Consider the following 21,084-nt stretch of genomic DNA (forward strand, 5'->3'; position numbering starts at 1 on the left):
GGTCCTCACGTTTATAACGAAATGATTAAAGCACGAGGATCGGCGTGTGCGTAGACAACTGCCCCCGCTGGTTGAGCCGGCCGCGAGCGGATCTGCTGGACAGAGCAAGCGACGAAGGAGCGCGTCGAGGTCGAGGCGCCGTGTCGAAGCCACCCCCGCTGGTTGAGCCGGCCCCGAGCGGAGCGAGGCGCCGTGTCGAAGCCACTTGGTGACCGCCCCTGCTGGTTGAGCCGGCCCCGAGCGGAGCGAGGCGCCGTGTCGAAGCCACTTGGTGACCGATCCGCGAAACCTGCCAACGACCCTGTGGACAGACTCGCCACGATCCGCTGGCTGTGGAGGCATCGACCGATTTGTCGCAGCAATCCTCGACAGTCACACCATGAGTGGCTTTCTCTACATCCTCGAATGCTCCGACGGCACGCTGTACGTCGGGAGTACTCGGAACGTCGAGCATCGAGTCGACCAGCACCAGACCGGAAACGGCTCGCGCTACACGCGTCCTCGTCGTCCCGTCCGGCTCGTATTCCAGCAGGAGTTTCCCAACATAGGCGAGGCTTACGCGGCCGAGCGCCGTGTCCACGGCTGGTCTCGCGCGAAACGGTCCGCCCTCGTCGCAGGACGGTTCGACCTGCTTCCGGAACTGTCGCGCACGAATCCTGGGTAAAGCACTCGAACGCACGTGCGACCTGGGTGTAGCCTGAAGTCATGTCTCTCGGCACCCAGGGCTCTTTGTTCTCCGAGCAGGCTGCAGAGCCGACGCTCGGCGACCTGTCGACATCGATCTCGCGCCGTCCGCTGGCCGAGGGTGCGTGGGTCGACCTGTGTCCCGGTTGGATCAGTGGTGCCGACGAGCTCTTCGACCGCCTCCGCGAATGCGTCCCCTGGCGGGCCGAGCGTCGTCGAATGTACGAGCGGGTGGTCGAGGTTCCGCGGCTCGTCTCGATCTACCAGGCCGATGACCGATTCCCCGACCCGATCATCACCGGCGCACGCGCCGCACTGACCGAGCACTACCGCGACGAACTACCCGAGGGTTTCGCGACCGCCGGGATCAGCCTGTACCGCGACGGCAACGACTCGGTTGCGTGGCACGGCGACCGCATCGGTCGGGCGTCCACACACGACACCATGGTCGCCATCATCTCGCTCGGTTCACCTCGGCCACTCATGCTCAGACCCCGCGGTGGCGGTCGGTCTCTGAAGTTCACCCTGTCGTCGGGCGACCTGCTCGTCATGGGTGGCAGTTGTCAGCGCACCTGGGAGCACGCCGTGCCCAAGGTGCGCGGCGTCGGTGCCCGTATCAGCATTCAACTGAGGCCGCCCGGAGTGTGGTGATCTGGCCGATCAACGCCGACCGGGCGCGGCGCGGACGCCGCGTGCGTTGAGGTCACTTCGCATGATCGGTCGCCAAGTGGCTTCGACTCGGCTCCTCGCTTCGCTCGGTGCCGGCTCAACCAGCGGGGGTTGGCCGAGCGTCGCGGGGAGGTCGCGTGCGTTGAGGTCACTTCGCATGATCGGTCGCCAAGTGGCTTCGACTCGGCGCCTCGCTTCGCTCGGGGCCGGCTCAACCAGCGGGGGCAGTCACCCAGTGGCTTCGCTCGGGGCCGGCTCAACCAGCGGGGGTCGGGTCAGCCGGCGCGTGTGGCGTCGGAGACCGGCGTGATCGGGAGGCGCAGCGCGCCGGGCGCGTGGGCGGGGACCGTCGGGAGGTGGGGCTCCACCGGCTCGACCGGCCGGTACGACGCACCGAGCTCGGGACGCGGGTCGGCCTCGCCGGCATTGGGCCACATCGCCAGGGCGCGTTCGGCCTGCGCGGTGATGGTCAGCGACGGGTTGACGCCGAGGTTGGCCGAGACGGTCGCGCCGTCGACAATGTGCAGCCCCGGGTGGTTGAACACCCGGTGGTACGGGTCCACCACGCCGTCGGCCGCCGAGCGTCCGATCGAGCAGCCGCCCAGGAAGTGGGCCGTCATCGGGATGTTCAGCAGGTCGACGATGGAACCGCCGGCGTCGCCGTCGATCTCGCGTGCGACGGCGCGCACCGCCTCGTGTCCCTCCGGGATCCACGTCGGCGGGGGATCGCCCTCGCCCTGCCGGCTGCGCAGCATCGGGCCGAAACGACCTCGGCGCGAGAACAACTCGAGCGAGTTGTCGGCGGTCTGCATGACGAGTGCGATGATGGTGCGCTCCGACCAGCGTCGTACCGAGAGTCCGCGCAGCGTGATCACCGGGTGACGGACCATCTCGATCAGCGCCTGCAGCAGTCGCGGCAGCGGACCGCCACCGTCGACGAGAATGGCCTGCAACATGCCGATGAGGTTGCTGCCCTTGCCATATCGCACGGGTTCGATGTGCGTGTGGTCGTTGGGGTGGAACGACGACGTGATCGCGACACCCTCGGTGTAGTCGATGTCGAGGTCGCGTGCGGTGGCGGCCAGGACCGCCTCGGAGTTGGTGCGGACCACCTTGCCCAGGCGCGACGACAGCCCGGGCAGGTGGCCGCCCTGCTGCATGTCCAGCAGCAGCTTGTTGGTGCCGTACGTCCCGGCGGCGAACACCACGTGATCGGCGGTGAAGGTGCGGCGCCCGCGGCGCGACCAGCGTCGGCCCGACCGGTGCGACTCCACGACGTACCCGCCGCCCGAACGCGGCCGGACGGTGTCCACGGTCGTCATCGGAATGATCTCGGCACCGGCCTGTTCGGCCAGGTAGAGGTAGTTCTTGACGAGCGTGTTCTTCGCTCCCACCGGACATCCCGTCATGCAGGCGCCGCAGTCGGTGCACCCGGTGCGTGCCGGGCCGGCGCCGCCGAAGAACGGGTCGTCGACCGTCTTGCCCGCCTCGCCGAAGAACACGCCGACCGGGGTGTGGACGAAGGTGTCGCCGACTCCCATCTCCTCGGCGACCTTGCGGATCACGCGGTCGGCGGGCGTCACCTTCGGATACGTGGTCACGCCGAGCACGCGTGAGGCCTGGTCGTAGTACGGGTCGAGCTCGGATGCCCAGTCGGTGATCGATCCCCAATGCGGGTCGTCGAAGAACGCCGGCAGCGGACGGTACAGGGTGTTCGCGTAGTTCAGCGATCCACCGCCGACGCCCGCACCGGCCATCACGAGCACGTCGCGCAGCAGGTGCATGCGCTGCACCCCGAACAGTCCGAGCGCGGGTGCCCAGACGTAGTCCTTGAGGCGCCAGCTCGTCTTGGGCAGCTCGCCGTCGGAGAAACGCCGACCGGACTCGATGACCGCGACGCGGTAGCACTTCTCGGTGAGTCGCAGGGCCGCAACCGATCCGCCGAAACCGGAGCCGATGACGATGGCGTCGTAATGGTCAGGGGTGGAACTCACGGTGCGACGGTCCTCTCGGTGTCGGATTCGGTGGCGTCGGATGCGGCGTCTGATCCGGTGGTGACTGCCTGGTCGACGGGTGCGGCGGGGATCGCGGCGTCGAAGCGGTGGTCGGTGGGTTCGAAGGACGACATCATCCGGCGGAAGTCGCTCGTGAACTTCGGCCACATCACCGAGTTGCGACCGGTGGAGTCGAGGTACCAGCTCGAGCAGCCACCCGAATTCCAGACGGTGCGTTCGAGTTCGGGATCGAGTTCGGAGTTGTAGCGGTCCTGTGCATCCTCGGTGACCTCGAAGGTCGACCGGCCGCTACGCGAGAGTTCGGCGAGTGCCTTGCTCATGTAGTACGCCTGCGGCTCCAGCATCAGCACGATCGAGCTGTGACCGAGATTGGTGTTGGGGCCGTACAGGAAGAACAGATTGGGGAAGCCGTGGACCTCGACCCCGCGGTAGGCGCGCGGTGAACCCTTCCACGCGTGGGCCAGCGTGCGGCCGTCGCGCCCGGTGATCGCCGACGCGATGGGCGGCTCGGTGGGGGTGAACCCGGTCGCGAAGACGACCGTGTCGACCTCGTGCTCGCGACCCTGGTCGTCGACGGCACCGCGTGCGGTGAGGCGGGTGATCGCTCCAGTGACGGTCGCGTTGTCACGCTGGAGGGCGGGGAACCACTTGTTGGTCAACAACATCCGCTTGCAGCCGATGGTGTAGTCGGGGGTGAGCCGACGGCGTAGCGCACGGTCGCGGACCTGGACACGCAGCTGGGCCAGCGCGATGGTCTTCGCGATCGGCAGCAGCTTGGGATTGCGGGCCATCATGAGGACGTAGGCCTCGCGATAGGTCCACACCATCCGCCGGACCAGTCGGTGGATACCGGGAACCCGACGATAGAGCGCGCGTTCGAGGGTGCCGATGTTGCGGTCCAGACGCGGGACGACCCAGGCGGGGGTGCGCTGGAAGACCGTGAGATGCCCGACCTCGTCCACGATCTCGGGCACGATCTGGATCGCCGACGCGCCGGTGCCGACGATCGCGACGCGTCGACCGCGCAGGTCGTGGGAATGGTCCCAGTCGGCGGAGTGGAACATCGTGCCGGTGAACTCGTCGGCGCCGGGGACGGTCGGCAGGCCGGGTTCGGACAGGGCGCCGGGCGCGGCGACCAGGTAGCGGCACCGGATCTCACCGTCGGTCGTGTCGACGACCCACTCCTGCATGCCACCGTCCCAGCGCGCCGACGTCAGCGCGCAGTTGTATCGGATCTGATCGGCGAAATCGACTGCGACCGAGCGTAGATACCGATGGATCTCGTCGCGACGCCCGTAGGTGTGCGACCACTCCGGGTTCGGCGCGAACGACAACGAGTACAAGGACGTCGGGACGTCGCAGGCCGCGCCCGGGTAGTCGTTCTCGCGCCAGACACCACCCGCGCCGTCGCCGCGCTCGATCGCCAGGGTCTGCAGCTGCGGATGGTCCTTTCGCAGACGATGCAGGGCGGCGAGGCCGCCGAATCCGACACCGACGACGAGGACGTCGACGCGCCGGGGCAGCGTGTTCTGCTGCGCGAGGGTCGGACTGGGTTCAGTCATGAGACAGGAGTTCCTTCCATACGGGCAGGAGTCGGTCGAGCAGCGCGCGGTCGGCGTCGGGCGAGCGCAGGATGCGCGACACCGCGAGTCCGCGTGCGAGTTCGATGGAGAGTTCGAGTTCCGCGGCGGTGTATCGGTCGCCGAACAACTCGGCACAACCGACGGCGAGGGCGTCGGAGACCTGTTGTTCGAGCGGGATGATCGCGGTTCGTAGCCCGACGTCGCAGCGGGCGGCGACCCACAACTCGAGAGCGGCGTCGAACAGCGGGCCGCTGAACGCCTCGACGAGGATCTCGAGTCCCTCGTCGCCCGTGCGGGGCCGCGACAGGATCTCTGCCAGTCGCCGTTCGACGAGGTGCCCGACCGCGGCGACCACCAGTGATTCCCGGGTGGGGAAGTGATGCAGGAGCGCCCCGCGGGAGATGCCGGCGCGGCGGTTCACCTCTTGCGTGGTGGTGGCTGCGTAGCCGACGTCGACGAGGGCGTCGACGGTCGCGTCGAGGATGAGCGCACGGGTGGTCGCGGTGCGTTCGGCCTGCGTACGACGACGCGGGGCGTGGGTGGGCTCGGTCACATCCACGACGATAGCACAAACAGTCCGGACTGCTTGTAAGTTTCCAAGAGATCGCGGCGCGTAAGTTGGACCGCATGCGATTCGGACTCTTCGTTCCCCAGGGCTGGCGTCTCGATCTCGTGGGTGTGGAACCCGCGGACCAGTGGGGGGTGATGTCGTCGGTCGCCGACCGCGCCGAGTCGGGCGGCTGGGACTCGATCTGGGTGTACGACCACTTCCACACCGTCCCGCTGCCCACCGACGAGGCCACGCATGAGGCGTGGACTCTCGTGGCCGCCCTGGCCGCCACCACGAGTCGGGTCGAGATCGGCCAGATGTGCACCGCGATGGGTTATCGCAACCCGATGTACCTCGCGAAGGTCGCCGCCACCGCGGACCTGATCTCCGGCGGTCGCGTGCAGATGGGCATCGGTGGCGGCTGGTACGAACACGAATGGCGTGCATACGGTTACGGATTCCCGTCGGCGGGTGAGCGGCTGGCGCGGCTCGACGAGGGCGTGCAGATCATGAAGCAGGCCTGGGAGACCGGACGGGCGACGCTCGACGGCAAGCACTACACCGTCGACAACGCCATCTGCGCCCCGCAGCCCACGGCCGGACGGCTGCCACTATGGATCGCCGGCGGCGGGGAGAAGAAGACGCTGCGTATCGCGGCCAAGTACGCCGACTACACCAACTTCGACGGCACGCCGGACGGGTTCGCGCACAAATCGTCCGTCCTGCAACAACATTGCGCCGATCTCGGACGCGACTTCGCGTCGATCACCCGCTCGGCCAATTACAACGTGATGCTCGGCGAGACCGAGGCCGACGTGGAGCGCAAGCTCACCGACCTCGAAGCCCGGCTGAGCAAGATCGTCGGGCCCGACGCTGCCTCCGGCAGTTTGGGCGCGTTCCGGGGGATGCCCGCGGTTGGGACGCCTGAACAGGTCGCCGAGAACCTTCGCGGGCTCGCCGACGCCGGGATGTCCTACGGGATCTGCTACTTCCCGAACATCGCCGTCGACCGCGAGGACCTCGAGATGTTCGAGCAGCGGGTGATCCCGGCGCTGCGCTGAGCCGCATTGCCCCGCCCGCTGGCCGAGCCTCCTTCCGCTGGCCGAGCTTGTCGAGGTCACCAAGTGGCTTCGACTCGGCGCCTCGCTGCGCTCGGTGCCGGCTCAACCAGCGGGGGTGGTCGCCAAGTGGCTTCGACTCGGCGCCTCGACCTCGACGCGCTCCTTCGTCGCTTGCTCGGCCCGGCGGCTGCGCTCGGTGCCGGCTCAACCAGCGGGGGTGGTCGCCAGGTGGCTTCGACTCGGCGCCTCGCTGCGCTCGGTGCCGGCTCAACCAGCGGGGGTGGTCGCCAGGTGGTTTCGACTCGGCGCCTCGACCTCGACGCGCTCCTTCGTCGCTTGCTCGGCCCGGCGGCTGCGCTCGGGGCCGGCTCAACCAGCGGGGGCGGGGCCGGTTGAACCAGCGGGGGGTGCCCGCTCGACCAGCGGAGGGGGAGTCACAACCGGCGCAACCGCTCGGCGGCCTCGGCGATCACCTCGTCGCGTTTGGCGAAGGCGAACCGGAGCATGTGGTGCCAGGGTTCGCGGTCGTCGGTGAACACACTGACCGGTACCGCGGCCACGCCGATGCGTTCGGGCAGCGATCGGCAGAACTCGATGCCGTCGTCGACGCCGAGGGGACGAGGGTCGGCGCAGACGAAATAGGTTGCCTCGCTGCGATGTACGGCGAAACCGGCGTCGGACAGCGCGGTCGAGATCAGGTCGCGTTTGGCCTGCAGCCCCCGCGCCGACTCGCGGACCCACTCCAACTCGTGCTCCAGCGCGTGCGCCACCGCGGGTTGGAACGGCCCGGAGCCGACATAGGACATGTACTGCTTCGCCGTCCGCGCCGCGGCGACGAGTTCGGGCGGACCGCTCACCCAGCCGACCTTCCAGCCGGTGCAGTTGAAGGTCTTGCCGGAGCTGGAGATCCGCAGGGTGCGTGCCCGCATACCCGGCAGCGCCGCGAGCGGGGTGTGCGTCCGTCCGTCGAAGACGAGGTATTCGTAGACCTCGTCGGTGACGGCGATGACGTCGTGCGCGACGCACAGCCGTGCGATCTCGGCGAGGTCGTCGGTCGACAGCACGGTCCCCGTCGGATTGTGTGGGCTGTTCACCAGCACCATCGACGTCTTCGGTCCGAAGGCCGTGGCGAGACGGTCGCGATCCAAGCGGAAGCCGTCGCCGTCGGGGACCAGCGGCACGACGCGCCGCACACCCCCGGCCATCGCGACAGCGGCGGCGTAGGCGTCGTAGTAGGGCTCGATCATGATGACCTCGTCACCCGGCTCCACCAGACCGACGACGGCACCGGCGATCGCCTCGGTCGCGCCGACCGTGATCAACACCTCGCGGTCGGGGTCATAGTCCAGGCCATACCGGTCACGCTGCTGCCGCGCGACCGCGTGCCGCAACTCCGGCACACCGATACCCGGCGGGTACTGATTGCGACCGTCGCTGATGGCCTCGCGCGCGGCATCGAGCATCGATGCCGGCCCGTCGGTGTCGGGAAAGCCCTGTCCGAGGTTCACGGCGTCGTGCTCGACGGCCAGCGCCGACATCTCGGCGAAGATCGTCGTGGTGAACGGACGCAGGCGGTCGACTGTCCGGTTCGCGGAGGACATGTTCCAACAGTGGCACAGGTCCTCTCTTCAACGGTCGCGGTGGGCGCTGCGGGGGTGACAGACTGACCCCAGTCGCCGACACGGATGAGGAGGAGCGATGCCGCGCAATCCCGGCGAGCACTTCGCCGGCTACACCATCATCCGACTCGTCGGCCGGGGTGGCATGGGCGAGATCTACCTTGCGAGGCACCCGCACTTGCCACGGAACGAGGCGCTGAAGGTACTGCCCGCCGATCTCAGTCGCGACCCGATGTACCGGCAGCGGTTCGTCAAAGAGGCCGAGCACGCCTCGAGCGTCGTCCACCCGTCGATCGTGACGATCTTCAATTCCGGTGAGTACGACGGCCACCTGTGGATCGCGATGGAGTACATCGACGGCATCGATGCGCTGAAGCTGCTTCGGCAGAATCCGCGGGGGCTCGACACCGCGACGGTGATCGCGATCGTGCGCGCGGTGGGCGCCGCGCTCGACCGGGCCCACGCGACGGGGCTGCTCCATCGCGACGTCAAGCCGGCCAACATCCTGCTGCAGGGCGCGGGTGGACCCGAGCCGCGAGTGTTGCTCGCGGACTTCGGGATCGCCAAGTCGGAACAGGACGTCAGCCACCTCACCTCGACCAACGTCTTCCTCGGCACCGTCGCGTACGCCTCACCCGAACAGTTGCTCGGCGATCCGGTCGACGGCCGCGCCGACCAGTACGCGCTCGCGGCCACCGTCTTCGAACTGCTCACCGGGCGGCCGCCGTTCCAAGGTGCCGGCACCGCGTCGATCATCGCCGGCCACCTGCAGGCGATGCCGCCGCGACCGTCGACCCTGCGCCCGGGTATCTCGGGCGACGTCGACGCGGTGTTCGGTCGCGCCCTCGCGAAAGAGCCGGACCGCCGGTACGGGTCGTGCCGCGACTTCGCCGTCGACCTCGAACGCGCGCTCACCGTTCCTCAGCTGTCCAAGGAGCCGACGGTGCGCGCACCGTCGCCCGTGCCGCCGGTTCCGGTGGCCCCGCCCGTTCCGGTGAACCCCGTGTCCTATCCGCAAGGGCCGCAGCAGTATTCGCCTTACCAGTCGCAACCGGGGACCTACCTCGGCGGGTTCCCCTCGCAGGGTGGCTACGCGCCACCACCACCGAAGAAGCGGTCCGGGCTGCTGATCGCACTGGGGTCACTCGCGGCCGTCCTCGTTCTCGCGATCGCGGCCGGGGTCGTCTACGTCCTGACGCAGGTGTCGAGCGCCCCCACCGCGAGCGACACCTCGACGTCGCGGTCCACCACAGCCGCTGGGCCGCAGACCCCGACCTCCGGCGCCGGCACGTCTGCTCCCCGCACCACCGACTCCTCGACGTCGGCGGTCAACGGACCGGGGGACGTGCAGGTCGGCGAGTGCATCGGCATCGCGACCGACGCCGCGTCGTCAACGAGCGTGAACGCGTCGAAAGTCGATTGCGACTCGGCCGGTCTCAACTTCTACACCGCGTCGAAGATCGCCGCGTCGTCGTCGTGTGCAAGCCCGCAGAACTCGACGCTCACCTTCCCGGGCAGCTCCGACAAGGTCTGTCTCACACCGAATTTCTACGAGGACCTGTGTTACCTGGTGCCGCTGTCGGGCGGCTCCCTCGCCGACTACCGGGAAGCCCCCTGCACGAGCGCCGCAACGGCGCAGACCGTCCTCGCCCGTGTCACGACGCGGTCGGATGCGTCGGTGACTTGCTCGGGCGAGGAGACGAAGTGGGTCTTCTACGAGCCGGAGTCGATCGGGTACTGCCTCGTCGAGACCTGAGCCGTCTCAAGTAGCACACGAAGTGCTACCATGCGGGAATGAGGACGATCGGCATTCGCGAGCTTCGGCAGCACGCCTCGCAGTATCTGGCGCAAGTCGAGGCCGGGGAAGAGTTGGCCATCACCAACCGCGGCCGCACGGTTGCGCGGTTGGTCCCGGTGTCTGCGGGGGAAAGAAGTAGAGACGCGCTCATCGAGGCCGGGATACTCGTGCCGGCCCGCAGTGCGGGCGGCATAACCGGGCTGCACCCCGAGACGTTGCCGACGCGCGCGCTCACCGAAGTCCTCGACCAGGTTCGCGAGGATCGTTGATCTATCTCGACACCTCAGCGATGGTGAAACTCGTGGTGCGCGAGGCCGAGACCGCACCGCTGATCGAGTGGCTCGCGATGCATCCAGGGGTCCCGACCGTGACGAGCGCGCTGGGACGAGTCGAATTGATGCGCACCGCGTTGCGTGATGGCAGCCCGGGCGTGGCGGAGCGGGCGCGCGATCTTCTCGACGCCCTCGATCTGATCCCACTCGGTGACGCTGTCATCGACGTCGCCGACTCGATCGGGCCCTCGTCGCTGCGTTCGCTCGACGCCCTGCACTTGGCCTCGGCAACCGTGATCCGCGCCGAGATGACCGCGTTCGTCGCCTACGACCAACGACTCACGGCGGCTGCGTCTGCGCTTGGTCATCCGGTGGTCGCTCCAGGCGCCGAGTTGTGATTCAGCCGGCTGAACCCTCACCGATCGTCGGCCCGAGGAGATCGTCGGCGTCGGTGATGCGGTATGCGTATCCCTGCTCGGCGAGGAACCGCTGACGGTGTGCCGCGTAGTCGGCGTCGAGGGTGTCGCGCGACACCACCGAGTAGAAATGTGCCTGTCCGCCATCGCGTTTCGGGCGCAGCAACCGGCCGAGCCGCTGGGCCTCCTCCTGGCGTGACCCGAACGTCCCCGACACCTGCACCGCGACCGACGCCTCAGGCAGGTCGATGGAGAAGTTCGCCACCTTAGACACGACGAGGGTCTGCAACTCGCCGGAGCGGAACCGGTCGAACAGGACCTCGCGTTCCTTGTTCTTCGTCGATCCCTGGATCACCGGGGCGTCGAGTTCGCGGCCCAGTTCCTCTAGCTGATCGATGTACGCGCCGATGATCAGGGTCTGCTGACCCCGGTGCTTGTCGAGGATGGCCTTGACCACGTTGACCTTGGTGTGGGCCGTCGAGCAGAGCTTGTACTTCTCCTCGGGCTCGGCCACCGCATACTGCAGGCGTTCCTCGTCGGTGAGGGTCACCCTGACCTCGACGCAGTCGGCCGGCGCGATCCAGCCCTGTGCCTCGATGTCCTTCCACGGGGCGTCGTAGCGCTTGGGTCCAATGAGGCTGAAGACGTCGCCCTCGCGGCCGTCCTCGCGGACCAGGGTTGCGGTGAGGCCGAGTCGACGACGTGATTGCAGGTCGGCGGTCATCCGGAAGACGGGTGCGGGGAGGAGGTGGACCTCGTCGTAGATGATCAGGCCCCAGTCGCGGGAGTCGAACAGGTCGAGATTCTTGTACTCGCCCTTCGATTTCCGCGTCATCACCTGATAGGTCGCGATGGTGACGGGACGGATCTCCTTGCGCTCGCCGGAGTACTCGCCGATCTCCTCCTCGGTGAGCGTCGTGCGCGCGATGAGTTCACGTTTCCACTGGCGACCGGCGACCGTGTTGGTCACCAGGATCAGCGTCGTCGCGCCGGCCTTGGCCATCGCCGCCGCGCCGACCATCGTCTTGCCGGCACCACAGGGGAGCACCACCACACCCGAGCCGCCGGCCCAGAACGAGTCGGCTGCCATCTCCTGGTAGTCACGCAGCTGCCAGTCGTCCTGGGCGAGGTCGATGGCGTGTGCCTCGCCGTCGACGTATCCGGCGAGGTCCTCGGCCGGCCAGCCGACCTTCAGCAGCACCTGCTTGAGGCGACCGCGCTCGGACGGGTGCACGATCACCGTGTCGTCGTCGATGCGCGCACCCAGCATCGGGGCGACCTTCTTGTTGCGCATCACCTCGATGAGGACCGCCTGGTCGAGGCTGACGAGGGTCAGCCCGTGCGCCGGATGCTTGACCAGTTGCAGGCGACCGAACCGGCCCATCGTGTCGACGACGTCCATCAGCAGCGGCTGGGGCACCGCGTACCGCGAGTACGTCACGAGTGCATCGACGACCTGTTCGGCGTCGTGACCTGCGGCGCGGGCGTTCCACAGCGCGAGCGGGGTGACCCGGTAGGTGTGGACGTGCTCGGGGGCGCGCTCGAGTTCGGCGAAGGGTGCGATCGCCGCGCGCGCCGCCGCGGCGTCGGGGTGATCCACCTCGAGCAGCAGCGTCTTGTCGGATTGCACGATCAGGGGTCCATCGGTCACCCGCTCCATTGTCCAGATCGCACCGACGATTGTCAGCGTCGGGCCTGCGCTGTGACGCGAGAGACCCCGGCGAAGTCAGAAGACGGGGATGCCGAGCTTGCGACGGACCCGCAGGTCGATGATGTTGAGCCGGAAGATCCCGCGCAGAACGGGTGCCACCAGTGGGTCGACGCGGCGGAAGCCGGCAAGCGCCCGCTGATAGCGGCGTTCGTCGCGTTCGGTCCACCGCCACCGCATCATCGTGCGGAACTCCGGCGGCAACCCGGCCTTGATCGCGTAGGCGAGCGACGGCCCGATCGTGGCGTGGAGCAGCGTGCCGAGCTTTCCGACCCGGTACTCCAGGAAAGACAGGTCGGCGAGGCTGCGGAGCTCGTCGCGCACCGGGTCGTCGATGCGCAGTGAGGACAATTCGGCGTTCCAGTAGACGAGCAGTTCGTCGTAGGTCGCCGGCCACTTGTCCCGGGGAACGTTGAGTGCGGTGCCCAGCGGGTGCGCCTCGTCGAGCACCATCTGCTTCTCCTCGGCGCTCAGCGGACCATAGAGCAGTTCGTACTGGTCGATGAAGTACTTGAGCAGACACACCGCGACCCACAGCTGCAGACGCGAGTCGTTCCCGCTGTAGCGAACGGGACTCGACTGGGTGGAGTACACCTCGTCGTGGATGCGGCCGACGGCCTCGTGGACGTAGGCCTTGTCGTCGTCGGAGCCCATCAGTGCGACGGCGAGGAACGTGCCGGTGGTGCGCCCCCGTTTGATGGGCCGCTTGATCGCATTGCCCGACGGCACGCGGCTCTCGTGGACGCCGTACCCGACCTTCGGATTGGCGAGCTGCATGATCACGTTGGTGCCGGCGAGAGAAGGCCCGATGGCGGTGACCAGATCGACCGGCCGCTTCACCCGGCGACGCTTCGGCGCGGGTTTCATCCGCGCGACGAGGTCGTGCTGGTAGGTGTCGGCGACGAGGCCGAGATGTTCGCGAGCGGGGAGTTTCGATGCCGCGGTCATACCCGAGGCTACCAAGGATGAGACGTCTTTCACAGGATGTCTCTACCCGCTGGACTCAGGCGTCGAGCAGCTCGACGCTGGTGAGGCGGTGCAGCGAGAACCGCTGCTCGTCATCGCTGCCCTCCTCGACGGCGACGAGTTGGCCGGCGCCGAGGATCTTCGGGGTCACCACATGCCGGCTCGCCGATCCCTGTGCGTCGACGTATCCGACGCGCAGCCTGCGGTTGGCGCGGAGTGCGAGCTGGATGAGCGCGGTGGCGGATTCGCCTCCGCCGCTCGCTCGCACCGGGGTCGTCGTGACGGCGCCGCGCACCGGGGTCGCCGCCGCCGCCCGGTCGGTCGAGCGGATTCGTGTCACCACCGACCGCAGCTGCGCCTCCGACGGCGCGTTCCGGCGGGGCTGGGCCTGCCGCCGTGCCCGCGACACCGTGACCCGGCTGCCGCGTTCGCGGAGGTCGACCAGGGCCCCCGACGAATCTTCGCCTGCCGGTGCGAATCCCGCCGCCCGCAGCTGATCGATGACGTCGCGGACCTCCGACGGCGACACCGCGACCGTGGGTGCCAGCGCGCGAAGCGCAAGCGGTTCGGCGGCCGCACTGCGCAGCACGGCGGCGAGCACCGTCGGGTCCTCGCAGCGGATGAACGCCGACGCGACGCCCACGCGCAACTGGCCGTGGCGTCGTGCGACGTCGTCGATGAGATACGTGAGTGACTGTGGCACCGGGGTTCTCGAGTGTTTCGTGAACATCGAGAGCAGTTCGTTGCTGCTGCGGCCCGCGTCGAGCGCTCGGCGCACGCTCTCGGGTGAGACCCGATAGACCGACGCCGCACCGCCCGATTCCAGATCGGCGACGAGCTCCACCTGTTCGGCGAGTTCGGGCGTCATCGGGCCGGGTACGGTCAGCGTCAGGTCGGCCTGGGTCAGGAAGTGGTCCACCGGTTCGGGCAGGGCCTTGCGCATCGCGGCGAGCACCGCGGCGTCGACGTCGGCGGGGTCGGAGTCCGGTGACTCCTCGATGGTGTACGCACGACCGACGGTGGTCAGGGCGTCGTGCGCGACCAGTCCCAATTCCCGTGCCTCACGCAGGGTCTCGGCGACGACGCGGCCGCTGAAGCGCCGGATCTGACGGGGGCGGTGCCAGTGCAGGTTCGCGAGGAGAGTGTCGGCGGGGACGCCCACCGCGGGGTCGGCGTGGGCGAGGGTGGACAGGATGAGCTGACGCTGCACCGGGGCGTACGCGTCGTGGAGGTCGGAGCCCAGCGTCGGCAGCGCGTTGCCGTCGCGATCGGGTTCGCCGACCTGCCAGGCGCGGCGCGGCATGTGCATCCAGGCGTCGGCCAGCGCGAGCCACTGGCGTTCGCGCGGCTGGTGCAGCCAGGTGTCGGCGGTGGAGGTGGGCGCGAAGGACTGTTCGCCGGAATCGTTGGGCGGCGGGGGATCCGGGAAGCCCGCGTCGATGAGGCGGAGATAGGCGGCGAGTTCGACGAGGAACGCCACCCGCTGTGTCTCGAGACCGGTCAGCTTCGCCAGACGACGGAGCTCGCGGACGCCGAGCGCGCCGGAGCGGAGCACCGCCGCCGGCGTCGCGCCGAGGACCGCGATCAGCTGGGTGAGGTGACGGATGAGTTCGAGTGCCTCGCCGCCGGCGGCCGCGTCGACCGCCTTGGCCCCGAAACGGGGCTTGGCGCCGGGTTCGTGTAACGGCGGTGGTGTGAGAACGTCTGTGTGCCAGGGTGGTTCGTCGCGGAGTATGGCACCGACCATCGGCGGGAGCTCCACGGTGTGAGTGTCGACGCGGGCCAGCAGGCCCGACGAGATGAGGCGCGCGACCGGGGAATCCGGGTCGGCGTCGGGTGCCGCATCGCGGCTGCGGCCCAGCGCCGGTCCGCGGGCGAGGGTCTGCAGCAGTTCGAGGGGCCGCTCGTCGAGACCGGCGATCAGCGCGGCGATCTCCTCGCCGGACCGGCCGACGAGAGGCCCGGTGAGGTGCCTGGCCTTCCACGGCATCGCGGATTCGACGTGCTCACCGGCGCACAGCGACGAGTCGTCGCCCCAGAGGATCGCGCGGTGCCGGAGCAGATCGATCCGGGCATGGATCTCGTCGGAGTCGGCGCGTCCGGACAGTGCTTTGACCACCGTCGCGACCGACGGGCGCCTCTTCTTGACCGGACTGCGGCTGTGGCGCGCGGTGACCTCCTCGAGCACCGCGACGGCGAGGACGTCGAGATCCTCGCCCGCCAGGGACAGCGACGCCGCCGACAAGGCCCGTTGCGCCAGTACCCGCGTCCCCGACGGCGTCGGTGAGGCGAGGTCGGGGCGCTCGAGGAGGAGCTCGGTCAGCGCGTCGTCGGAACGCGCCGCCAACTCATCGGCCAGGCCGGTGTGCTGGTCATCCGAACTCATTCGGCCCAGCTTACCGGGGCAGTCAGACGTCGCCGCGCCGGAGCATCCGGCCCCGGGCGGTCTCGAAGTCCACCTTCTGCCCGCGAACCCAGGTGCCCCTGACCACGCCGGCGAGCGCACGGCCGTCGTACGGGCTCACCGGATTCTTGTGGTGGAGGCGGTTGACGTCGACGATCTGCGCGGAGTCCGGCTCGAAGATCGCGAAGTCGGCGTCGCAACCGAGGGCGATGCGGCCCTTCGTCGGCAGACCGGCGAGGTCGGCGGGCTTCGACGCCATCCACTCGATGACCTGCGGCAGATCGATGCCGCGCTTCTTGGCCTCCGACCAGATGAGCGACAATCCCAGCTGCAACGACGCCACGCCACCCCAGGCGACCCCGAAGTCGCCGTTCTCGGGATCCTTCAGGTCGACGGTCGACGGGGAGTGGTCGGAGACGATGCAGTCGATGGTGCCGGCCAGCAATCCCTCCCACAGCAGTTCACGGTTGCCGGCCTCGCGGATGGGCGGGCAGCATTTGAAGGCCGTCGCGCCGTTGGGTACCTCTTCGGCCAGCAGGGTGAGGTAATGCGGGCAGGTCTCGACAGTGATCTTCACACCGTCGCGCTTCGCGCTGGCCAGCATCGGCAGCGCGTCCGACGATGACAGGTGGAGGACGTGGGCGCGGACGCCGGTCCAGCGCGCCCGCTCGATGACCTCCGCGATCGCCAGGTTCTCGGCGCCGCGCGGACGGGACGCGAGGAAGCGGGTGTACTCATCGCCCTCGGGGGAGGGGGCCTTGTCGATGGCGCGGGAGTCCTCGGCGTGGACGATCATCAGCGAGTCGAACTCGGCGAGTTTGGCCATGTCGGCTTCCATCTCGTCGGCCGTCAGGTGCGGGAACTCGTCCACTCCCGAATGCAGCAGGAAGCACTTGAAGCCGAACACACCCGCGTCGTGCAGGCCGCGCAGATCGTCCTCGTTGCCCGGGATGGCGCCGCCCCAGAATCCGACGTCGATGTGCGTCTTACCTTGTGCCGCAGCACGTTTCTCGGCCAACGCGTCGACGTTCACGGTCGGTGGGATCGAGTTGAGCGGCATGTCGATGAGCGTGGTGACACCACCCGCGGCCGCCGCCCGGGTGGCCGAGTCGAAACCCTCCCACTCGGTGCGCCCGGGCTCGTTGACGTGTACGTGGGTGTCCACGAGTCCGGGGAGCATGACCTGATCGTCGGCGAGCTCGATGACCTCGGCCCCGGTCAGTCCGCTGCCGAGGGGCTCGATCGCGACGATCCGACCGTCGCGGATACCGATCTCGCGGGCCACGATGCCGGCCGTGGTGAGAGTCTGTTCACCCCGCACGACCAGGTCGAACGGTGCGTCGGAAGTAGCGGCCGGGGCATCGGGTGCTGCGGTCATGGGGCGGGACTCCTTGCTGGTGCCGTGTCCGGTGTCGTTCCAGAGACTAACCCAGGTTATTCCTCATCATGGAATGAAGCTGTGTCATTTCGGAACTCAACTCGCGAGTAGGCCGGTGTCGTGCTATTGACAACGGCCTCGATCGTCAGGCTAACTGTCACGAACGCGGAAACTTCATTCCACATCACGGAACTCCGCGAGTGTAGGAGCGCGGTCATCGATGACCGTCCGACCGAAAGTGCAGACATGAGCACTGAGCAGCACACAGCCCCCGTCGACGGACCGGTTTCGGAGGTCACCGGCACCGTCCCGGCCGGGCTGAGTCCGAAGCTGTACAACGACGACCTGGCACCGACCAGCCGCGTCGGACGACGCTGGAACACCTACAACATCTTCACGTTGTGGGCCAACGACGTACACAGTCTCGGCAACTACGCCTTCGCCATCGGTCTGTTCGCGCTCGGGCTCGGCGGGTGGCAGATCCTGACCGCCCTGGTGCTGGGTGGGGTGTTCCTCTTCCTGCTGCTGAATCTCTCCGGCTTCATGGGGGAGAAGACGGGCGTGCCGTTCCCGGTCATGAGCCGCATCTCGTTCGGGTTCCGCGGCGCGCAGATCCCCGCCCTCATCCGCGGTGGGGTGGCGATCGCGTGGTTCGGCATCCAGACCTACCTCGCGTCGGTCGTCCTGCGAATCATGCTGGTGGCGCTGTTCCCCGGCGCCGCCGACCTGGACACCAACCGTTTCCTCGGGCTCTCCACCCTCGGCTGGATCTCGTTCGTCTCGCTGTGGGTGATCCAGGTGATCATCGTCAGTTACGGCATGGAGATGATCCGTCGCTACGAGGCCTTCGCCGGTCCGGTCATCCTGGTCACCATGGTCGCCCTGGCCGTCTGGATGCTGAGCAACGCCGACTGGACCATCGCGTGGTCGACGCCCGATTCGCTGACCGGCGTGGACATGTGGCTCCAGATCATCGGCGGCGCGAGCCTGTGGGTGGCGATCTACGGGACCTTCGTCCTCAACTTCTGCGACTTCACCCGCAACGCGGAATCGCGAAAAGCGATCGTGCGCGGGAACTTCTGGGGCATCCCGCTGAACATGCTGCTCTTCGGCGCCATCGTGATCACCCTCGCCGGAGCGCAGTTCCGCATCAACGGCACCGTCATCGAGTCGCCGTCGGACATCGTCCAGACCGTTCCCAACACGTTCCTGCTGGTGCTGGCCTGCCTCGCGCTGCTGATCCTCACTGTCGCCGTGAACCTCATGGCCAACTTCGTCGCGCCGATCTACGCGCTGTCCAACCTGTTCCCGCGCCACCTCGACTTCCGGCGCGCGGCGCTCGTCGCCGCGATCATCGGCTTGGTCATCCTGCCGTGGAACCTCTACAACTCGCCGGCGGTGATCAACTACTTCCTCGGCGGACTCGGTGCCCTTCTCGGCCCGCTGTTCGGTATCGTCATGGCCGATTACTGGCTCGTCCGCCGTTCGCGAATCGACGTGCCCGCGTTGTTCACCGAGGCACCGGGCGCCGCCTACCACTACCGGAACGGGGTCAACATGCGGGCGATCCTCGCGCTCGTCCCGACTGCGGCCATCGCCCTGGTGATGGCCTTCGTCCCGGCCTTCGAGGTGATCTCGGAGTTCTCCTGGTTCATCGGCGCCGGTCTCGGTGCGATCGTGTACCTGGCGGTCGCCGACCGTCGCGGTCCGTTCGCCGAGGTGTCGGGCGAGTCGATCTCCGTCGCCAGCACTCACTGACCCACAAAGGACATCACCGTGCGCATCCTGGTCGCCAACGTCAACACCACCGTGTCGATGACCGAGGCCATCGCCGACTCGGCCCGCTCGGTCGCCTCCCCGGGGACCGAGATCGTGGGGATCACACCGCGTTTCGGCGCCGACTCGTGCGAGGGGAACTTCGAGTCCTACCTCGCCGCGATCGCCGTGATGGACGCGATCCTCGCCTACCCCGAACCGTATGACGCGGTCATCCAGGCCGGTTACGGCGAACACGGCCGAGAGGGACTCCAGGAGCTCCTCGAGGTGCCGGTCGTCGACATCACCGAGGCCGCGGCGTCGACGGCGATGTATCTGGGACACCGCTTCTCGGTGGTGACGACCCTGGACCGGACGGTCCCGCTCATCGAGGACCGGCTCAAGCTCGCCGGCCTCGACCAGCGGTGCGCGTCGGTGCGGGCGTCGGGACTCGGTGTGCTGGAACTCGAGTCGGACCCGGAGCGGGCCGTGAAGGCGATCGTGGAACAGTCCACGCGTGCGGTCAGCGACGACCACGCCGAGGTGATCTGCCTCGGGTGCGGCGGGATGGCCGAACTCGAGGAGCAGGTTCGTGAGGCGACCGGAGTGCCGATCGTCGACGGTGTGCGGGCGGCGGTCACGATCGCCGAAGGTCTTGTCCGAATGGGGCTCTCGACGTCGAAGATACGGACCTACGCCCCGCCGCGGGAGAAGAAGATCACCGGCTGGCCGTTCAACCGCTAGTCCGCCTTCGCCGCCTGCGGCCACCGGGGATCCCGTCCGGTCAAGGCGGCGAGGCGGTCGACGAGGGGTGCGTCGTCGGGTACCTCGACCACCGGCCCGAACATGCCGTCGCGCTCTTCCTGCGGTTGGGGTGGGTAGTGGAGGTCGAAGACGACCTGGAGGATGTCGTCGGAGATGTCGAACGGGATGCCCATGGCACGTGCGATGTCCCATCCGTGCAGCACGAGTTCCGACAGCGCCACGAGTCCCATGATCTCGGCCGGCAGTTCGACACCGCCCGCCCGGGTCATGCCGTCCCAGGCGGCGGGGTCATCCCAGGAGTCGGCGAGGTCGTGGACGTGGCGACGCAGGTCGTCACGCCACTGCTTCGAGAGCTGACTCTGCGCCGGGTCCGGCGGCGTCGAGGTCAGCGGTCCGAAGTCCTTCCGCGCCGCGGCCGCGAAGGCCTGGGACAGGCCGTCGACGTGGGCGACCAGCGCGGCGAGATCCATGTCGCCGCAGGGGGTCGGACGGTCCAGGTCGGCGTCGGCGACTGTGGCGGTCAGAGCGAGCATGTGATCGGCGGCCGCCGATATCGATGGTGCTCGGGTGGTGTCGGTGGGCATGGGACTCCCTCTCGTCGTGTGCACTCGACAGGGCTGACCCGCTCGACGCCGGTTTCTCATCGGCCGCACCGATGCCCCCGTACGGTGGTCACGTGACCTCTCCGATCCGCGAGTACACGACCATCAGTCATCCGACGCCGAATACCCGTGTCTGGCATGAGATCCAGGGCGACGGGCAACCGCTCGTGCTGCTCCACGGCGCCTTCTCGGGTGCGTCGTCGTGGGGCGGGCAGGTGCCGGCCCTTGTGGACGCGGGGTGGAAGGTGTTCTGTCCGGAACGTCACGGTCACGGACACAGCCCGGACGTGACCGACGAGTTCCACTACGCGGACATGGCCGAGGAGACGATCGCGTACCTCGACGAGGTGGTCGGTGGTCCCGCCGAGATCGTCGGGTGGAGCGATGGCGCGGTGGTGGGCGTGCTGGTCGCGTTGCGGCGGCCCGACCTGGTCCGGCATCTGGTCCTGATCGGCCAGTACTACAACAGTTCGGGCCGGGCGGTCGGCGGCATCCTCGACGCGCTCGATTCCGCCGACGACGAGCTGATGGAGTTCTTCGCTGCCGACTACGCGTCGGAATCCCCGGACGGGGCAGAGCATTTCCAGGTCGTCTTCGACAAGACGATGGCGATGATCAACTCCGAACCCGAGATCGATCTCGGTGATCTGGCCGCGATCGCCGCACCGACGCTGGTCATGCAGGGTGACCGCGACGAGGTGACCCTCGAGCACAGCGGCGACGTCGTCGCCGCCATTCCGGGTGCCCGGCTGGCCGTGATCCCCGGGACGCACCTCATCCCGATCGAGGCGCCGCAGGCGGTGAACGCGGTTCTCGTCCAGTTTCTCGGCGCGGAGTGA

At 68.3% G+C, this 21,084-nt stretch carries 18 protein-coding genes; 9 read left to right on the forward strand and 9 right to left on the reverse strand.

The window, feature by feature from the left end:
• Window positions 1–379: 379 nt before the first annotated feature.
• Together KB201_RS05385 and KB201_RS05390 are read left to right on the forward strand one after the other, a co-directional pair.
• The gene (locus KB201_RS05385) at window positions 380–664 is read left to right on the forward strand and encodes a GIY-YIG nuclease family protein (RefSeq protein ID WP_065631742.1); all 285 of its coding nucleotides are present in this window, start codon (window positions 380–382) and stop codon (window positions 662–664) included.
• A 41-nt stretch (window positions 665–705) separates the two neighbouring features.
• Entirely contained in the window at window positions 706–1,335 is a 630-nt protein-coding gene (locus tag KB201_RS05390; RefSeq protein ID WP_078113522.1) for an alpha-ketoglutarate-dependent dioxygenase AlkB, read from the forward strand.
• A gap of 293 nt (window positions 1,336–1,628) precedes the next feature.
• On the opposite strand, the gene KB201_RS05395 is transcribed toward KB201_RS05390, so the two are convergent.
• The 3 genes from KB201_RS05395 to KB201_RS05405 are packed head-to-tail and all read right to left on the reverse strand — an operon-like array spanning window position 1,629 to window position 5,504.
• Window positions 1,629–3,347: a GMC family oxidoreductase N-terminal domain-containing protein gene (locus KB201_RS05395; RefSeq protein WP_078113523.1), complete on the reverse strand. Its 1,719-nt coding sequence runs from the start codon at window positions 3,345–3,347 to the stop codon at window positions 1,629–1,631.
• On the reverse strand, window positions 3,344–4,930 hold the full coding sequence (locus KB201_RS05400) for an NAD(P)/FAD-dependent oxidoreductase (protein ID WP_078113524.1): 1,587 nt from the start codon (window positions 4,928–4,930) through the stop codon (window positions 3,344–3,346). Before KB201_RS05400 ends, KB201_RS05395 begins: the two co-directional genes overlap by 4 nt.
• Window positions 4,923–5,504: a TetR/AcrR family transcriptional regulator gene (locus tag KB201_RS05405; protein ID WP_078113554.1), complete on the reverse strand. Its 582-nt coding sequence runs from the start codon at window positions 5,502–5,504 to the stop codon at window positions 4,923–4,925. Before KB201_RS05405 ends, KB201_RS05400 begins: the two co-directional genes overlap by 8 nt.
• 74 nt (window positions 5,505–5,578) lie before the next feature.
• On the opposite strand from KB201_RS05405, the gene KB201_RS05410 reads away from it, so the two are divergent.
• Window positions 5,579–6,562, forward strand: a complete 984-nt coding sequence (locus tag KB201_RS05410) for an LLM class F420-dependent oxidoreductase (protein WP_211538556.1) — start codon at window positions 5,579–5,581, stop codon at window positions 6,560–6,562.
• A 434-nt stretch (window positions 6,563–6,996) separates the two neighbouring features.
• On the opposite strand, the gene KB201_RS05415 is transcribed toward KB201_RS05410, so the two are convergent.
• Window positions 6,997–8,163 carry a pyridoxal phosphate-dependent aminotransferase gene (locus KB201_RS05415; RefSeq protein ID WP_078113526.1) on the reverse strand — a complete coding sequence of 389 codons (1,167 nt, stop codon included), beginning with the start codon at window positions 8,161–8,163 and terminating at the stop codon, window positions 6,997–6,999.
• 97 nt (window positions 8,164–8,260) lie between these two features.
• Here KB201_RS05415 and KB201_RS05420 point away from each other — a divergent pair, with 97 nt between their 5' ends.
• Genes KB201_RS05420 through KB201_RS05430 form a run of 3 tightly spaced genes read left to right on the forward strand, consistent with a single transcriptional unit; the run spans window position 8,261 to window position 10,649 of the window.
• A complete protein-coding gene (locus tag KB201_RS05420) occupies window positions 8,261–9,937 on the forward strand; it encodes a serine/threonine-protein kinase (protein ID WP_211538557.1) in 1,677 nt (558 codons plus the stop codon).
• A gap of 38 nt (window positions 9,938–9,975) precedes the next feature.
• Window positions 9,976–10,248 carry a type II toxin-antitoxin system Phd/YefM family antitoxin gene (locus KB201_RS05425; protein ID WP_065631750.1) on the forward strand — a complete coding sequence of 91 codons (273 nt, stop codon included), beginning with the start codon at window positions 9,976–9,978 and terminating at the stop codon, window positions 10,246–10,248.
• Window positions 10,245–10,649 (forward strand): type II toxin-antitoxin system VapC family toxin, encoded by a 405-nt coding sequence (locus KB201_RS05430; protein WP_211538558.1) that lies wholly within the window; start codon window positions 10,245–10,247, stop codon window positions 10,647–10,649. Before KB201_RS05425 ends, KB201_RS05430 begins: the two co-directional genes overlap by 4 nt.
• A 1-nt stretch (window position 10,650) precedes the next feature.
• Here KB201_RS05430 and KB201_RS05435 read toward each other — a convergent pair whose 3' ends face one another.
• The 4 genes from KB201_RS05435 to allB all read right to left on the reverse strand — a co-directional run bounded on the left by KB201_RS05435 (window position 10,651) and on the right by allB (window position 17,123).
• Complete coding sequence (locus KB201_RS05435; protein WP_321179980.1) at window positions 10,651–12,318, reverse strand: DNA repair helicase XPB; 1,668 nt, start codon at window positions 12,316–12,318, stop codon at window positions 10,651–10,653.
• A gap of 75 nt (window positions 12,319–12,393) precedes the next feature.
• Window positions 12,394–13,323 carry an oxygenase MpaB family protein gene (locus KB201_RS05440; protein ID WP_078113529.1) on the reverse strand — a complete coding sequence of 310 codons (930 nt, stop codon included), beginning with the start codon at window positions 13,321–13,323 and terminating at the stop codon, window positions 12,394–12,396.
• Window positions 13,324–13,378: 55 nt separating this feature from the next.
• Window positions 13,379–15,727, reverse strand: a complete 2,349-nt coding sequence (locus tag KB201_RS05445) for a helicase-associated domain-containing protein (protein WP_078113530.1) — start codon at window positions 15,725–15,727, stop codon at window positions 13,379–13,381.
• A 22-nt stretch (window positions 15,728–15,749) separates the two neighbouring features.
• Window positions 15,750–17,123, reverse strand: coding sequence for an allantoinase AllB (allB, locus tag KB201_RS05450; RefSeq protein ID WP_078113531.1), 1,374 nt, complete (start codon window positions 17,121–17,123; stop codon window positions 15,750–15,752).
• Between the two features lie 246 nt (window positions 17,124–17,369).
• Here allB and KB201_RS05455 point away from each other — a divergent pair, with 246 nt between their 5' ends.
• Together KB201_RS05455 and KB201_RS05460 are read left to right on the forward strand one after the other, a co-directional pair.
• Entirely contained in the window at window positions 17,370–18,881 is a 1,512-nt protein-coding gene (locus KB201_RS05455) for an NCS1 family nucleobase:cation symporter-1 (protein WP_068970590.1), read from the forward strand.
• An 18-nt stretch (window positions 18,882–18,899) separates the two neighbouring features.
• Complete coding sequence (locus KB201_RS05460) at window positions 18,900–19,622, forward strand: aspartate/glutamate racemase family protein (RefSeq protein ID WP_068970589.1); 723 nt, start codon at window positions 18,900–18,902, stop codon at window positions 19,620–19,622.
• On the opposite strand, the gene KB201_RS05465 is transcribed toward KB201_RS05460, so the two are convergent.
• Window positions 19,619–20,227, reverse strand: a complete 609-nt coding sequence (locus tag KB201_RS05465; protein ID WP_078113532.1) for a TIGR03086 family metal-binding protein — start codon at window positions 20,225–20,227, stop codon at window positions 19,619–19,621. The genes KB201_RS05460 and KB201_RS05465 overlap by 4 nt on opposite strands.
• Window positions 20,228–20,319: 92 nt before the next feature.
• Here KB201_RS05465 and KB201_RS05470 point away from each other — a divergent pair, with 92 nt between their 5' ends.
• Window positions 20,320–21,084 carry an alpha/beta fold hydrolase gene (locus tag KB201_RS05470; RefSeq protein WP_078113555.1) on the forward strand — a complete coding sequence of 255 codons (765 nt, stop codon included), beginning with the start codon at window positions 20,320–20,322 and terminating at the stop codon, window positions 21,082–21,084.

This window comes from Gordonia sp. SCSIO 19800, assembly GCF_018132775.1.
In the GTDB taxonomy this organism is placed as follows: Bacteria; Actinomycetota; Actinomycetes; order Mycobacteriales; family Mycobacteriaceae; genus Gordonia; species Gordonia hongkongensis.

Excerpts from the sequence above, each read along its gene's own strand:
- KB201_RS05385 (WP_065631742.1), top strand. The coding sequence starts at position 380 with ATGAGTGGCTTTCTCTACATCCTCGAATGCTCCGACGGCACGCTGTAC.
- KB201_RS05390 (WP_078113522.1), top strand. The coding sequence starts at position 706 with ATGTCTCTCGGCACCCAGGGCTCTTTGTTCTCCGAGCAGGCTGCAGAG.
- KB201_RS05400 (WP_078113524.1), bottom strand. The coding sequence starts at position 4,930 with ATGACTGAACCCAGTCCGACCCTCGCGCAGCAGAACACGCTGCCCCGG.
- KB201_RS05410 (WP_211538556.1), top strand. The coding sequence starts at position 5,579 with ATGCGATTCGGACTCTTCGTTCCCCAGGGCTGGCGTCTCGATCTCGTG.
- KB201_RS05415 (WP_078113526.1), bottom strand. The coding sequence starts at position 8,163 with ATGTCCTCCGCGAACCGGACAGTCGACCGCCTGCGTCCGTTCACCACG.
- KB201_RS05420 (WP_211538557.1), top strand. The coding sequence starts at position 8,261 with ATGCCGCGCAATCCCGGCGAGCACTTCGCCGGCTACACCATCATCCGA.
- KB201_RS05425 (WP_065631750.1), top strand. The coding sequence starts at position 9,976 with ATGAGGACGATCGGCATTCGCGAGCTTCGGCAGCACGCCTCGCAGTAT.
- KB201_RS05440 (WP_078113529.1), bottom strand. The coding sequence starts at position 13,323 with ATGACCGCGGCATCGAAACTCCCCGCTCGCGAACATCTCGGCCTCGTC.
- KB201_RS05445 (WP_078113530.1), bottom strand. The coding sequence starts at position 15,727 with ATGAGTTCGGATGACCAGCACACCGGCCTGGCCGATGAGTTGGCGGCG.
- allB (WP_078113531.1), bottom strand. The coding sequence starts at position 17,123 with ATGACCGCAGCACCCGATGCCCCGGCCGCTACTTCCGACGCACCGTTC.
- KB201_RS05455 (WP_068970590.1), top strand. The coding sequence starts at position 17,370 with ATGAGCACTGAGCAGCACACAGCCCCCGTCGACGGACCGGTTTCGGAG.
- KB201_RS05465 (WP_078113532.1), bottom strand. The coding sequence starts at position 20,227 with ATGCCCACCGACACCACCCGAGCACCATCGATATCGGCGGCCGCCGAT.